The organism is Streptomyces sp. DT190 (assembly GCF_049846985.1).
Lineage (GTDB): Bacteria > Actinomycetota > Actinomycetes > Streptomycetales > Streptomycetaceae > Streptomyces.
This window is the reverse complement of the sequence record NZ_JBNCNM010000003.1, coordinates 644,091-659,000: the sequence shown is the minus strand read 5'-3', so window position 1 is coordinate 659,000 and position 14,910 is coordinate 644,091. Positions and strand designations below refer to the sequence as shown.

Genomic DNA, 14,910 nt, shown 5'->3' with positions numbered 1-14,910 from the left:
GAAGCACGGTAACGTGTGGAGTTGACCGGTACTAATAGGCCGAGGGCTTGTCCTCAGTTGCTCGCGTCCACTGTGTTGGTTCTGAAACCACGAACAGCCCCACGTGCCACACGTGGTGCGGCTGAAACAGTTTCATAGTGTTTCGGTGGTTATAGCGTAGGGGAAACGCCCGGTTACATTCCGAACCCGGAAGCTAAGCCTTACAGCGCCGATGGTACTGCAGGGGGGACCCTGTGGGAGAGTAGGACGCCGCCGAACAATCATTGAAAGGGTTGGACCCGGAACTTCGGTTCTGGGTCCAACCCTTTTTTGTTGTGCGTCACTTGAAGTTCACGTTGCGCTACCAGCATCCACAGCATGGGTACTGCTGCAATGCTCAGGGCCGCCGGTGTCGGACTCGGTGACGAGGTCGTCGTCCCGGCCTTCGGGAACGTCGAGGTCGCCGAGGCCGTGGCCATGGCCGGGGCGCTGCCGGTGTTCGCCGACATCGATCCCCTGACCTACTGCCTGGATGCCTCTGCCGTGGAGGCTGCGGTGACGCCGCGGACCGCTGCCGTCGTGGTCGTGCACCGCTTCGGCCGGCTCGCCGACATCGCACGACTGCACGGAGTGGGCCAGCGGCACGGACTGCTCGTGCTGGAACAGGGCGAATCCGAGGCGCCGTACGACGAGATAGCCCAGCGTCGGGAGCGCGCGGCGTATCTCGACGCGAAACTGCGGGGCGTGCGGACGCCCGATGACGGTGATGGGCACACGTACCAGCAGTACGTGGTGCGGGTTCCGGGCAATGGGCGGCCCGATCGGGACGCTTTCGCGCGGGCCGTGCGGGCCAGGGGAGTCGAGGCCCGGGTCCCGGTGAAGACGCCGGTGCACAGGCTGCCCGAGTTCCGGCGCTGTGTGTCCCTGCCGGAGACGGAGCGAGCTGCCGACGAGACGCTCGCCCTGCCGGTGCACGCGGCACTGACCAAGCGGGACATGCAGCGGATCGTGTCGGCGTGCAACGCGCTCGGAGGGTTGCTGCAGCCGGCCTTCTGACGTGGTTGGGGGCACGGGTCTGTTCGGGGTATGATCTATTCCGTTGCCGCGGGGGAAAGCCCGCAAAGCAACAGGCCCCTATAGCTCAGTCGGTAGAGCGTCTCCATGGTAAGGAGAAGGTCAACGGTTCGATTCCGTTTGGGGGCTCCATCGAGAAAGGCCCCACCCTCACGGGTGGGGCCTTTTCGCTGTTCCAGCCCTTGTCCTAGTCCTTGTGGAGACCCGGGACGCGCATGGCCAGGATCGCCATGTCGTCGGACGGGGCGTCCGAAGCGAAGCGCTCCACCGCGCGCATGATGCGGGCCGCGACCGCTCCGGCCGTGAGGCCCGTGCACGTCGTGAGGACGTCGGCCAGGCCGTCGTCGCCCAGCATGCGGGTGCCCTCGCGGCGTTCGGTGACGCCGTCCGTGACGCACAGCAGGACATCGCCCGGGTCGAGGGTGACCGTCTGTTCGTAGAGCTCCAGGTCCTCGATGACGCCGAGGAGCGGCTGGGGTTCGGCGGCCGGTTCGACCGTGCCGTCCTGGCGCAGGCGCAGCGGCAGCGGGTGGCCGGCGCAGACGACCTTCAGTTCGGCGCTGCCGTCTGCCTGCGGCCGCATCTCGCCGTAGAGCAGCGTGAGGAAGCGGCTGCGGGCGCCCTCGTCGAGGATGGCGGAGTTGAGGCGCTCAAGGACCGTGGGGCCGCTGAGGCCCTCGCGGGCGAGGAGGCGCAGGGCGTGCCGGGCCAGGCCGGTCACCGCCGCCGCGTTCGGGCCCGTACCGCAGACGTCGCCGATGGCGAAGCCGTAGGCGCCGTCGCGGATGGGGAAGACGTCGTAGAAGTCGCCGCCGACCTCGTTGCCCTCGCCGGCGGCGCGGTAGATGACCTCGACCTCGACGCCCTCGATCGAGGGGAGCTCCGGGGGGAGGAGGCTGCGCTGGAGGGACTGGCTGATGGCCGTGCGCTCGGAGTAGAGGCGGGCGTTGTCCAGGGCCAGGGCGGCTCGGCGGGAGAGGTCCTCGGCGAGTTCCAGGATCTCCTGGCGGAAGTGCTCGTCGGTGGGCTTGCCGAGCGTGAGCATGCCGATGACGCGGTTGCGGGCGACCAGGGGGAGGACGACCGTCTCACCGCCGACGGCGGAGGCCGTGGCGAGGGTCGGGCCGATGCCCGTGGTGACCTGGCGGGTGGGGCCGCCGCTGAGGCCGAGGCTGCGCATGGAACTGCGCAGCGCGGCCTGGTGGGCGATCTCGCCGGGGGCCGTCCAGACGCGGGCGCCGGGCGTGGGGACCGGGTCGGGCGGCGGGACCTTGGACAGCAGGGACTTGATGCCGTCGATGAGTTCCTCGTCCTCGTGCAGGACGTAGGACAGGTACGGCTCGGAGGCCTGGTCGGCGATCGTGTAGACGGCGCACCAGGTGGCGAGGGTCGGGACGGTCATCTGGGCCATCAGGGCCAGGGTCTGGTCGCGGTCGAGCGTGCCGGCCAGCAGGTCGGAGGCCTCGACGAGGAAGCTGAGGGAGCCGCGGCGCAGGCGTTCCAGCTCGCCCAGGCGGGCCGATTCGACGGCCAGGGCGATACGGTCCGCGGCGAACTGCAGGCGCAGGGCCTCCTCGTTGGAGTATCTGCCGGGGGCCTCGGCGGCGACTCCGAGGGAGCCCGTGAGGCGGCCCTCCACCTTCAGCGGGACCGTGACGACCGAGCGCATGCCCGTGCCGTTGAGCAGGGGCACCGCGCCGGCGACCGCCGTGAGGTCGTCGTGGACGGCCGGCATGCGGGCGGAGCCGTAGCGGCCGGTGCCCGCCTCGACGGGGACGCGGGCGAAGCGCTGGCGGGCCGAGGGGAGGCCGGTGGAGGCGCGGACCTCCAGTTCCGTCTCGTCGTCCGTGGCGAGCAGCAGGAAGGCCGAGTCGCCGTCGAGCATGTCGCGGGCGCGCTCGACGGTGCGCTGGAGGAGGCCGTCGAGGTCGTCGGGGGCGGGGGAGCCGATGAACACCTCGAAGGGGTCGGTGCTCTGTCCCTCGGAGCCGGTCGACGTGTCGGTGGCGGGGCCGCGCAGGGGCGTCTGCAGAACGGCCCGTTCGTGGTCACGTACGAGGAGGCACACGGTTGACGGTTCGCCGCCGGTGTCGCGGACGCGCAGGTGGGAGGCGTACACCGGGGTGACGCGGCCGCTCGCGTCACGGATGCCGTAGCTGCCCTCCCAGCGGGAGAGTCGGAGTGCCTCGGCGATGCCCGTGCTCGTGCCGGGGGTGTGCGGCCAGGCGGCGAGGTCGGTGAGGGGCTTGCCGGTGACCTGCTCGGCCGGGTAGCCGAAGAGTTCCTCGGCGTCCTCGTTCCAGGCGCTGATGTGGCCGGTGCGGTCGACCTGGACGACGGCCACGCGGACCCGGCTGTCGGCGAGGGGCAGCAGGTCGGCCGGGAGGGCGGGGCCGGCGGCGCGGGTGCCGACCGTGCGGGCGGGCAGGTCGAGCTGGAACCAGACGGTCTTGTGGGCGGGGGTGTACTCGACGCCCCAGCGGCCGGCGAGGGCCGCGCACAGTTGCAGGCCGCGGCCGCCCTCGCGGTCGGGGCTGCCCATGTTGATCGCCGTGCCCTGGAGGGGGACCTCGCGCTCGGGGTAGCGGTCGGCGACCTCGATGCGCACGCCCTCGTCGCTGCGCAGGCACAGCACGTCGGCGGAGGTGCCGGCGTGGACCACGGCGTTGGTGACCAGTTCGCTGGTGAGAACCACGGCGTCGTCGACGATGTCGGCGAAGCCCCAGCCCTGGAGCGTGTCGCGGACGAAGGAGCGGGCGCTCGCGACCGAGCGCCCGACGGGCTCGAAACTGGCGGCCGCGCGCGCGGTGATCACAGAACTCCTCGACCGGTTCTCGACGTGCTGGGCTGCGGGGCCGACCGGCTCGCGCCGCTGCTGCGGCAGTCCGCCCGTCGGCCCGGGGTCCGGGGGCTGTCCCCCCGGGATCAGTCCGGTGGTCATGTGTGCGGCCGCCCCTCCGATGCCCGCTCGTCTTCGTGCCACCGCCCAGGCCGGACGGACCGGCGTGGCTGGACAGCCGGATGCAAGGTTACTTACCTTCGCGGTCCATGCGGATGCCGGTCTGCAGTGTTTCCGTCCGGAGGGTGTGCGGACGATGTGCGAAGCTGCCGAACTGTTATGGCCTGGTTCGGCCGGGGTGAAACACTGGGCAGGCTTCTTGTGAAGGTCCGGGCAGGCTGAGTGCACAAGGCGTACGGCGGGCAGCAGCCCCCTGGAACCGGCCTGGTGTGCAGGGCAGAGAATACGCAGTAGTAACTGGTACGCCGAGCGGTACCGCGAGCACAGAGTGACGGTCGACCCCTGCGGGAGGGACACAGTGGAGTCTGGCGCAGCGACGCGTGGCACGAAGACGCGCGCGAAAGGCGGACAGTCCCCGAGCAACCAGGGCAAGGCCCGCAACGGAACGACCGAGGTGGACACGGCGGCCCTGAACCGCCTGATGGCCGCCCTGGTGTCGATGCGGGACGGGAACTTCCGCAAGCGGCTCACGGTGTCCGGCGACGGCGTGATGGCCGAGATCGCGGCCGTCTTCAACGAGGTGGCCGACCGCAATCTGCACCTGACGGGCGAGCTGTCGCGGGTGCGGCGGATGGTGGGCCGCGAGGGCAAGCTGACCGAGCGGCTGGAGACGGGTGCCTGCGAGGGTTCCTGGGCGACCGCGATCGACCACTCGAACGCCCTGGTGGACGACCTGGTGCGGCCGGTCTCCGAGGTCGGCCGGGTGCTGTCGGCGGTGGCGGAGGGTGATCTGTCGCCGCGCATGGAGTTGCGCACGCAGGTGGCGGACGGGAACAGCCAGCCGCTGCGGGGCGAGTTCCTGAAGGTCGGGCGGACCGTCAACAACCTGGTCGACCAGCTGTCGACGTTCACCGACGAGGTCACGCGCGTGGCCAGCGAGGTGGGCACCGAGGGCAAGCTGGGTGGCCAGGCACGCGTGCGTGGCATGTCGGGTTCGTGGCGGGACCTCACCGACTCCGTCAACACGATGGCGAACCGGCTGACCGCTCAGGTGAGGGACATCGCGCTGGTGACGACGGCGGTCGCCAAGGGTGATCTGTCGCGGAAGGTCACCGTTCAGGTGGCCGGCGAGATGCTGGAGCTGAAGAACACCGTCAACACGATGGTGGACCAGCTGTCGGCGTTCTCCTCCGAGGTGACCCGGGTGGCCCGTGAGGTGGGCACCGAGGGCGCGCTGGGCGGTCAGGCGCAGGTGCCCGGGGTCGACGGGGTGTGGAAGGAACTCACCGACTCGGTGAACACCATGGCCGGGAACCTCACGGCCCAGGTGCGCGGGATCGCCGAGGTGACGACGGCGGTGGCCAACGGCGACCTGTCGCGCAAGGTGACCGTCCCGGCGCGCGGCGAGGTCGCGCAGCTGGCGGACACGATCAACCAGATGACCGAGACGCTGCGGATCTTCGCGGACGAGGTCACGCGCGTGGCCAACGAGGTCGGTGCCGAGGGGCGGCTGGGCGGTCAGGCGAACGTGCCGGGCGCGGCGGGGACGTGGAAGGACCTCACCGACTCGGTGAACACGGTCTTCCGGAACCTGACCACTCAGGTGCGGGACATCGCCGCCGTGACGACGGCCGTGGCCAACGGCGATCTGTCGCAGAAGGTCACCGTCGACGTGGCCGGCGAGATGCTGGAGTTGAAGAACACCGTCAACACGATGGTGGACCAGTTGTCCGCCTTCGGTGCCGAAGTGACGCGTGTGGCGCGGGAGATCGGTGTCGAGGGCGAGCTGGGCGGCCAGGCGCAGGTGCCGGGCGCGGCGGGGACGTGGAAGGACCTGACGGACTCCGTCAACACGGCGTTCCGCAACCTCACCGGTCAGGTGCGCAACATCGCGCAGGTGACGACGGCGGTGGCCAACGGCGATCTGTCGCAGAAGGTGACGGTCGACGTCTCCGGCGAGATGCTCAAGCTGAAGAACACCGTGAACACGATGGTGGACCAGCTGTCGAGCTTCGCCGACCAGGTGACGCGGATGGCCCGGGACGTGGGCACGGAGGGCCGGCTCGGCGGTCAGGCCCGCGTCGACGGCGTGTCGGGCACCTGGAAGGAGCTCACCGACTCCGTCAACTCGATGGCCGGCAACCTCACCTCCCAGGTGCGCAACATCGCCCAGGTGACGACGGCCGTGGCGCGGGGCGACCTGTCGCAGAAGATCGACGTGGACGCGCGCGGGGAGATCCTGGAGCTGAAGAACACCATCAACACGATGGTCGACCAGCTCTCGGCCTTCGCCGAGCAGGTGACGCGGGTGGCCCGCGAGGTGGGTACGGACGGGCGGCTGGGCGGTCAGGCGCAGGTGCCCGGGGTCGCCGGTGTGTGGCGCGACCTGACCGACTCGGTGAACGGCATGGCCGGGAACCTCACCGCGCAGGTGCGCAACATCGCCCAGGTGGCGACCGCGGTGGCCCGGGGTGACCTCTCCCAGAAGATCACCGTGGACGCGCGCGGGGAGATCCTGGAGCTGAAGAACACCCTGAACACGATGGTGGACCAGCTGTCGTCGTTCGCCCAGGAGGTCACGCGAGTGGCCCGCGAGGTGGGCACCGAGGGCATCCTGGGCGGCCAGGCCGAGGTGCAGGGCGTCTCCGGCACCTGGAAGGACCTCACCCAGTCGGTGAACGGCATGGCCAACAACCTGACCATCCAGGTGCGCAACATCGCCGAGGTCACGACCGCGGTGGCCCGGGGCGATCTGTCGAAGAAGATCACCGTCGACGCCAAGGGCGAGATCCTGGAGCTGGTCACGACCGTCAACACGATGGTCGACCAGCTGTCCTCCTTCGCCGAGCAGGTGACGCGGGTGGCCCGTGAGGTGGGCACCGAGGGCATTCTGGGCGGTCAGGCGCACGTGCCGGGTGTCACCGGTATCTGGAAGGACCTGAGCGACAACGTCAACCTGATGGCCAAGAACCTCACCACCCAGGTGCGGAACATCTCCCAGGTCTCGGCCGCCGTCGCCAACGGTGACCTGACGCGGCAGGTGACCATCGAGGCGCGCGGTGAGGTCGCGCAGCTCGCCGACACCATCAACACGATGGTGAAGACGCTGAGTTCGTTCGCCGAGCAGGTCACCAAGGTGGCCCGTGAGGTGGGCACGGACGGCATCCTCGGCGGGCAGGCGCACGTGCCGGGTGTGGCCGGCACGTGGAAGGACCTGACGGAGTCCGTGAACCAGATGGCGTCCAACCTGACCGGTCAGGTGCGCAACATCGCCATGGTGACCACGGCCATCGCCAAGGGTGACCTGACGAAGAAGATCGACATCGACGCGCGCGGCGAGATCCTGGAGCTGAAGACGACCATCAACACGATGGTCGACCAGCTGTCCTCCTTCGCCGAGGAGGTCACCCGGGTCGCCCGCGAGGTGGGCACGGAGGGGCAGCTGGGCGGCCAGGCACGCGTGCGTGACGTGGACGGCACCTGGCGGGACCTGACCGAGTCCGTGAACGAGATGGCCGGGAACCTGACCCGGCAGGTGCGGGCCATCGCGCGCGTGGCGACCGCGGTGACCCGGGGCGATCTCAACCTGAAGATCGACGTGGACGCCTCCGGGGAGATCCAGGAGCTGCAGGACTACATCAACAAGATGATCGCCAACCTGCGCGACACCACGATCGCCAACAAGGAGCAGGACTGGCTCAAGGGCAACCTGGCCCGGATCTCGGCGCTGATGCAGGGCCGCCGGGACCTGGAGGACGTGGCCTCGCTGATCATGAGCGAGCTGACGCCGGTCGTCTCGGCCCAGCACGGCGCGTTCTTCCTGGCCATGCCGCTGGTCGACGGCGAGGACATGAACGCCGCGGACGAGGACCAGTACGAGCTGCGCATGCTCGGCAGCTACGGCTACTCGATGGGCTCCATGCCGACGTCGTTCCGGCCCGGTGAGGCGCTGATCGGGACGGCCGCCACGGAGAAGCGCACGATCCTCGTGGAGAACGCGCCCAGCGGCTACCTGAAGATCTCCTCGGGGCTCGGCGAGGCGCCGCCCGCGCAGGTGATCGTGCTGCCGGTGCTGTTCGAGGGGAAGGTGCTCGGCGTCATCGAGCTGGCGTCGTTCACGCCGTTCACGCAGATCCAGAAGGACTTCCTGAACCAGATCGCGGAGATGATCGCCACCAGCGTCAACACCATCTCCGTCAACACCAAGACGGAGCTGCTGCTGGCCCAGTCGCAGGAGCTGACCGAGCAACTGCGTGAGCGCAGCGCGGAGTTGGAGCAGCGGCAGAAGGCGCTGCAGGCGTCCAACGCCGAACTGGAGGAGAAGGCCGAGCTGCTGGCGCAGCAGAACCGCGACATCGAGGTGAAGAACACCGAGATCGAGGAGGCGCGGCAGGTCCTGGAGGAGCGCGCCGAGCAGCTCGCGGTGTCGATGCGCTACAAGAGCGAGTTCCTGGCGAACATGTCGCACGAGCTGCGCACGCCGCTCAACTCGCTGCTGATCCTGGCCAAGTTGCTCGCCGACAACGCCGAGGGGAACCTCTCCCCGAAGCAGGTGGAGTTCGCCGAGACGATCCACGGAGCCGGTTCGGACCTGCTGCAGCTCATCAACGACATCCTCGACCTGTCGAAGGTCGAGGCGGGCAAGATGGACGTCTCCCCGACACGGATCGCGCTGGTCCAGCTCGTGGACTACGTGGAGGCGACCTTCCGGCCGCTGACCGCGGAGAAGGGCCTGGACCTGTCCGTGCGGGTCTCCCCGGAGCTGCCCGCCACGCTGCACACCGACGAGCAGCGGCTGCTGCAGGTGCTGCGCAACCTGCTGTCCAACGCGGTGAAGTTCACCGACTCCGGTTCGGTGGAGCTGGTCATCAGGCCGGCGCGGGACGACGTGCCGCAGAAGATCCGGGAGCAGCTGCTGGAGACGGGGTCGCTGACCGACCCGGACGCCGGTCTGATCGCGTTCTCGGTGACCGACACCGGGATCGGCATCGCCTCCAGCAAGATGCGGGTGATCTTCGAGGCGTTCAAGCAGGCCGACGGCACGACCAGCCGCAAGTACGGCGGTACGGGCCTGGGGCTGTCCATCTCGCGGGAGATCGCGCAGCTGCTGGGCGGTGAGATCCACGCGCAGAGCGAGCCGGGCCGGGGCTCGACGTTCACGCTGTACCTGCCGCTGCACCCGAGCGAGCTGCCGCCGCAGGGCTACCAGCAGCAGCTGCCCGCCCTGGAGGCCGGTGACCTGGTGGCCTCGAAGGCCGACCTCGCCGAGCCGTCCGACGCGGAGGTGGAGACGCCGGCCGAGGTGACGTCGTACCGCGAGACGCAGAACGGGCCCGCGGCCCTGTTCCGGCGGCGGCGCAGGATGCCCGAGCTGGAGGCGCGCCCGGCCCAGCCCGAGCAGTGGATGCCCGCCGAGCGGGAGGTGGCGCCGAGGCCGCAGCGGGGCATCCGGTTCGGCGGCGAGAAGGTCCTGATCGTCGACGACGACATCCGCAACGTCTTCGCGCTGACGAGCGTGCTGGAGCAGCACGGCCTGTCCGTGCTGTACGCGGAGAACGGCCGTGAGGGCATCGAGGTCCTGGAGCAGCACGACGACGTGGCGGTCGTCCTGATGGACATCATGATGCCCGAGATGGACGGGTACGCGACGACCACGGCGATCCGCAGGATGCCGCAGTTCGCCGGGCTGCCGATCATCGCGCTGACCGCCAAGGCGATGAAGGGCGACCGCGAGAAGGCGATCGAGTCGGGCGCCTCCGACTACGTCACGAAGCCGGTGGACCCCGATCACCTGCTGACGGTGATGGATCAGTGGATGCGAGGGGAATGAGGGGAACATCGGACCGTGGCGCGACCGTGCCGGGCAGGTTCGGTGTTCACGCGGAGTTGCCGACTCGGTGTGCGCATAGTCGTGTAGAAGTACGAGTTCCGGGGAACCTTCTGGTCTCCTGCTGCGTTTCTGCTACGTGCACAGTGACATCACGGTGACAGGGTGTGGCGACGGGCGGGGTGCGGCTACGATGACCGGCACAAGGACGGGCGGCGCAAGGGAGTCGTCCCCTGGGGCGGCACCCACCGGTGCATCCTCAGGTCCTGCGGACAGGGGAGGCCCCACGCCGGGGCGAGGAGGGCGGGCCATGGTGCAGAAGGCCAAGATCCTCCTGGTCGATGACCGGCCGGAGAATCTGCTTGCGCTGGAGGCGATCCTCTCTGCGCTCGATCAGACGCTGGTGCGGGCATCGTCCGGGGAGGAAGCGCTCAAAGCGCTGCTCACGGACGACTTCGCGGTGATCCTGCTGGACGTCCAGATGCCGGGCATGGACGGCTTCGAGACGGCCGCGCACATCAAGCGGCGCGAGCGGACCCGGGACATCCCGATCATCTTCCTCACGGCGATCAACCACGGCCCGCACCACACCTTCCGCGGATACGCGGCGGGCGCGGTCGACTACATCTCCAAGCCGTTCGACCCGTGGGTGCTGCGCGCGAAGGTCTCCGTCTTCGTCGAGCTGTACATGAAGAACTGCCAGCTGCGTGAGCAGGCGTCGCTGCTGCGGCTGCAGTTGGAGGGCGGCGGCAAGGAAGCGGGCGGCGAGGCCAAGGAGTCGGCCGGGCTGCTCGCGGAGCTCTCCGCGCGGCTGGCCGCGGTCGAGGAGCAGGCCGAGGCGCTGACCAAGCAGCTCAACGACGAGTCCACGGACGCCGCAGCGGTGGCCACGGCGGCCCATCTGGAGCGCAAGCTCACGGGGTTGCGGCGGGCGCTGGACGCGCTGGAGCCGGGCACCGGAAGCACCTCCTCCTCGGTGTCCTCGCAGAACTGACGCAGCCGGACGCGGCGTTGCCCGTCCATGACCGCGCGTCAGTTCCGCGCCTCTCCCGGAGCGACACGAACGGGTGAAGCAGCAGGCACACGTGTCCCCGGTCGTCTCCACCGGTAACCTCACACCCATGGCCTCACGTCCCTCCGCAGCCAAGAAGCCGCCGGCGAAGAAGGCGGCCGCTTCCGCGAAGGCCCCGGCGAAGAAGGCCGCTGCCAAAAAGGCTCCCGCGAAGAAGGCGCCCGCCAGGAAGGCCGCGGCCAGGAAGGTCGCGCCCAGACCGGCGCCGAGCCCCACCGGCGGCGTCTACCGGCTGGTGCGCGCCGTCTGGCTCGGCGTGGCGCACGCCGTCGGCGCCGTCTTCCGCGGCATAGGGCAGGGCGCCAGGAACCTCGACCCGGCCCACCGCAAGGACGGTGTCGCCCTGCTGCTGCTCGCCATCGCGCTGATCGTCGCCGCCGGCACCTGGGCCGACCTGAAGGGCCCGGTGGGCGATCTGGTCGAGATCCTGGTGACCGGCGCCTTCGGCCGGCTCGACCTGCTCGTGCCGATACTGCTCGCCGTCATCGCCGTCCGCTTCATCCGCCACCCGGAGAAGCCCGAGGCCAACGGGCGCATCGTCATCGGCCTGTCCGCGCTCGTCATCGGCGTGCTCGGCCAGATCCACATCGCCTGCGGTTCACCCGCGCGCGGCGACGGCATGCAGGGGATAAGGGACGCCGGCGGGCTGATCGGCTGGGCGATGGCGACACCGCTGTCGTACGCCATGGGCGATGTGCTGGCGGTGCCGCTGCTGGTGCTGCTGACGATCTTCGGGCTGCTGGTCGTCACGGCCACGCCGGTCAACGCCATCCCGCAGCGGCTGCGGCTGCTGGGGGTGCGGCTCGGCATCCTGCGCGACCCCGCGGAGGACGCGTACGGCTATGTGGAGGACGACGACGAGCGCTACGAGGAACAGTGGCGCGAGGCGCTGCCCGCGCGCCCGCGCGGCAGGCGGGCGCCGGCGCCCGCGGCGTACGACCCCGACAGCGCCGAGCAGGAGGCCCTCACGCGGCGCCGGGGCCGTCCACGGCGCTCGGCCGTGCCGCAGCCCGACATGGACCGGCCCAGGGACGCCGTGGACGTCGCCGCGGCGGCCGCGGCCGCGCTCGACGGCGCCGTGCTGCACGGCATGCCGCCCTCTCCCGTCGTCGCCGACCTCACCCAGGGCGTCCGGGTGGGTGACCGGGAGCCGACCACGCCGACGCCCGTCCCGGCCGCCCGGCCCCAGCGGGACGAACCGCGGCCGGAGCAGCCGCCGCAGCAGGACGAGCCGGCTCCGCAGAAGCCCAGGGCCGGCGTGCGCGACCTCACCAAGGCGCCGCCCGCCGAGCCCCGCGACCTGCCCCCGCGTGCCGAGCAGCTCCAGCTCTCCGGCGACATCACGTACGCGCTGCCGTCGCTCGACCTGCTGGAGCGCGGCGGCCCGGGCAAGGCCCGCAGCGCCGCCAACGACGTCATAGTCGCCGCGCTGACCAACGTCTTCACCGAGTTCAAGGTGGACGCCAGCGTCACCGGCTTCACCCGCGGGCCGACGGTCACGCGCTACGAGGTCGAGCTCGGCCCCGCCGTGAAGGTCGAGCGGATCACCGCGCTGGCCAAGAACATCGCCTACGCGGTCGCCAGCCCGGACGTGCGGATCATCAGCCCGATCCCCGGCAAGTCCGCGGTCGGCATCGAGATCCCGAACACCGACCGGGAGATGGTCAACCTCGGTGACGTGCTGCGCCTGGCGGAGTCCGCGGAGGACGACGACCCGATGCTGGTCGCGTTCGGCAAGGACGTCGAGGGCGGCTACGTCATGCACTCGCTGGCGAAGATGCCGCACATGCTGGTCGCCGGCGCCACCGGCTCCGGCAAGTCCTCCTGCATCAACTGCCTGATCACCTCGGTCATGATGCGGGCGACCCCCGAGGACGTCCGGATGATCCTCGTCGACCCCAAGCGGGTCGAGCTGACCGCCTACGAGGGCATCCCGCACCTGATCACGCCGATCATCACCAACCCCAAGCGGGCCGCCGAGGCGCTCCAGTGGGTCGTGCGCGAGATGGACCTGCGCTACGACGACCTGGCCGCCTACGGCTACCGGCACATCGACGACTTCAACAAGGCCGTGCGCGAGGGCAAGGTCAAGCCGCCCGAGGGCAGTGAGCGCGAGCTCCAGCCGTATCCCTACCTGCTGGTGATCGTCGACGAGCTGGCCGACCTGATGATGGTGGCGCCCCGGGACGTCGAGGACGCGATCGTGCGCATCACGCAGCTCGCGCGTGCGGCCGGCATCCACCTGGTGCTCGCCACGCAGCGGCCGTCGGTCGACGTCGTCACCGGTCTGATCAAGGCGAACGTGCCCTCCCGGCTCGCCTTCGCCACCTCCTCGCTGGCCGACTCGCGGGTCATCCTCGACCAGCCCGGCGCCGAGAAGCTCATCGGCAAGGGCGACGGGCTCTTCCTGCCCATGGGGGCCAACAAGCCCACCCGTATGCAGGGCGCCTTCGTCACCGAGGCCGAGGTCGCGGCCGTCGTCCAGCACTGCAAGGACCAGATGGCCCCGGTCTTCCGGGACGACGTCGTCGTGGGCACCAAGCAGAAGAAGGAGATCGACGAGGACATCGGCGACGACCTCGACCTGCTGTGCCAGGCGGCCGAACTGGTCGTCTCCACGCAGTTCGGGTCGACGTCCATGCTCCAGCGCAAGCTGCGCGTCGGCTTCGCCAAGGCCGGCCGGCTGATGGACCTCATGGAGTCCCGGAACATCGTCGGGCCGAGCGAGGGTTCGAAGGCTCGTGACGTTCTTGTGAAGCCTGATGAGCTGGATGGCGTGCTCGCGCTGATCCGGGGGGAGTCTGAAGGGTAGGGAACCGGGACACGGTGGCCGACTCGCCCGGCGTGTACGGCAATCGGGTGTCCGGATCGTGACGTATCCGTGAGGGATCATCGAGCAACCGTTTCCCTTCGGCGTACGTCAAGTTGAGCGAAGCGAAAAGCAGTGACCCCACCATCGGAATGTCGGGCCATTCCGATGGCGTACAAAGTGACACCGCCCGGTTGCCCCACCCTTTTGCACCCCCCCTAGACTGAACCTCCAGCACAGGCGGCTATACGCTCGAAAGGCGCCCCCGTGTCCATCGGCAACTCCCCTGAAGACGAGCGTCCGTTCGAAGACGAGCGCGTCGAAGAAGACCGCGAGGAAGCCCGCCCCTCCATCGGCCGTGCCCTGCAGCAGGCTCGTATCGCCGCCGGGCTGACCGTCGACGACGTCAGCAGCGCCACCCGGGTCCGTATGAACATCGTGCACGCCATCGAGGCGGACGACTTCACCCCGTGCGGGGGTGACGTCTACGCCCGTGGGCACATCAGGACCCTCGCCAAGGCCGTCCACCTCGACCCGGAGCCGCTGCTCGCCCAGTTCGGCGACGAGCACGGCGGGCGCCCGGCACCGACCCCGGCAGCCCCCCTCTTCGAGGCGGAGCGCATCCGTCCGGAGCGACGGGGACCCAACTGGACCGCGGCGATGGTCGCCGCGATCGTCGCCGTGATCGGTTTCGTCGGGTTCACCATGTTCCAGGGCGGCGACGACGGCGGCAGCGAGGCGAACGTCGCCGAGGGCTCCACGCCCAGCGACTCCGCCTCCCCGACCACCAAGACCGACAAGCCCACCGACACCGCACCCGAACCGTCCGACAGCGCCATCGCGGCCGCGCCGCAGGACAAGGTGACGGTCCGCGTGGTCGCCGCCGACGGCCGCAGCTGGATCGGCGCCCGCGACCACAACAACCGGATGGTCTTCGACGGCGTCCTCAAGCAGGGCGATTCCAAGACCTTCCAGGACAGCTCCAAGATCCACCTCGTCCTCGGCGACGCGGGGGCGATCGACCTCTTCGTCAACGGCAAGAAGATCGACGACGACTTCCAGCCCGGCGCCGTCGAGCGCCTGACGTACACCAAGGGTGACCCGCAGGCCGGGTGACGAGCCCGGAAGGTTGCCGCGACTACGGGGTTGGCCGGGCTCGGCCAACCCCGTCGACGTGGGGTGTCAGCGGG

The 14,910-nt window shown here is 69.9% G+C and carries 6 protein-coding genes, 1 tRNA gene and 1 rRNA gene; 7 read left to right on the top strand and 1 reads right to left on the bottom strand.

Features of this window, described 5'->3' with window-relative positions; all coding sequences use genetic code 11:
* Positions 1 to 141: 141 nt before the first annotated feature.
* The 3 genes from rrf to ACPXCS_RS09690 all read left to right on the top strand — a co-directional run bounded on the left by rrf (position 142) and on the right by ACPXCS_RS09690 (position 1,185).
* Positions 142 to 258: ribosomal RNA gene (gene rrf / locus ACPXCS_RS09700) — 5S ribosomal RNA — on the top strand.
* Between the two features lie 114 nt (positions 259 to 372).
* Complete coding sequence (locus tag ACPXCS_RS09695; protein ID WP_425944980.1) at positions 373 to 1,035, top strand: DegT/DnrJ/EryC1/StrS family aminotransferase; 663 nt, start codon at positions 373 to 375, stop codon at positions 1,033 to 1,035.
* Between the two features lie 74 nt (positions 1,036 to 1,109).
* Positions 1,110 to 1,185 (top strand) — tRNA-Thr (locus ACPXCS_RS09690).
* 55 nt (positions 1,186 to 1,240) lie between these two features.
* On the opposite strand, the gene ACPXCS_RS09685 is transcribed toward ACPXCS_RS09690, so the two are convergent.
* Entirely contained in the window at positions 1,241 to 3,994 is a 2,754-nt protein-coding gene (locus ACPXCS_RS09685; protein ID WP_425944954.1) for a SpoIIE family protein phosphatase, read from the bottom strand.
* Between the two features lie 376 nt (positions 3,995 to 4,370).
* On the opposite strand from ACPXCS_RS09685, the gene ACPXCS_RS09680 reads away from it, so the two are divergent.
* From ACPXCS_RS09680 to ACPXCS_RS09665, 4 genes are all read left to right on the top strand, one after another.
* Entirely contained in the window at positions 4,371 to 9,842 is a 5,472-nt protein-coding gene (locus tag ACPXCS_RS09680) for a HAMP domain-containing protein (protein WP_425944953.1), read from the top strand.
* A 307-nt stretch (positions 9,843 to 10,149) separates the two neighbouring features.
* Complete coding sequence (locus ACPXCS_RS09675) at positions 10,150 to 10,833, top strand: response regulator (RefSeq protein WP_425944952.1); 684 nt, start codon at positions 10,150 to 10,152, stop codon at positions 10,831 to 10,833.
* Positions 10,834 to 10,960: 127 nt separating this feature from the next.
* On the top strand, positions 10,961 to 13,723 hold the full coding sequence (locus ACPXCS_RS09670) for a DNA translocase FtsK 4TM domain-containing protein (protein WP_425944951.1): 2,763 nt from the start codon (positions 10,961 to 10,963) through the stop codon (positions 13,721 to 13,723).
* A 264-nt stretch (positions 13,724 to 13,987) separates the two neighbouring features.
* Entirely contained in the window at positions 13,988 to 14,836 is an 849-nt protein-coding gene (locus ACPXCS_RS09665; protein ID WP_425944950.1) for a helix-turn-helix domain-containing protein, read from the top strand.
* Positions 14,837 to 14,910 lie beyond the last annotated feature (74 nt).

Bases quoted from the DNA above. Each gene is read 5' to 3' on its own strand.
- ACPXCS_RS09695 (WP_425944980.1), top strand. From the start codon at position 373: ATGCTCAGGGCCGCCGGTGTCGGACTCGGTGACGAGGTCGTCGTCCCG.
- ACPXCS_RS09685 (WP_425944954.1), bottom strand. From the start codon at position 3,994: ATGACCACCGGACTGATCCCGGGGGGACAGCCCCCGGACCCCGGGCCG.
- ACPXCS_RS09675 (WP_425944952.1), top strand. From the start codon at position 10,150: ATGGTGCAGAAGGCCAAGATCCTCCTGGTCGATGACCGGCCGGAGAAT.
- ACPXCS_RS09670 (WP_425944951.1), top strand. From the start codon at position 10,961: ATGGCCTCACGTCCCTCCGCAGCCAAGAAGCCGCCGGCGAAGAAGGCG.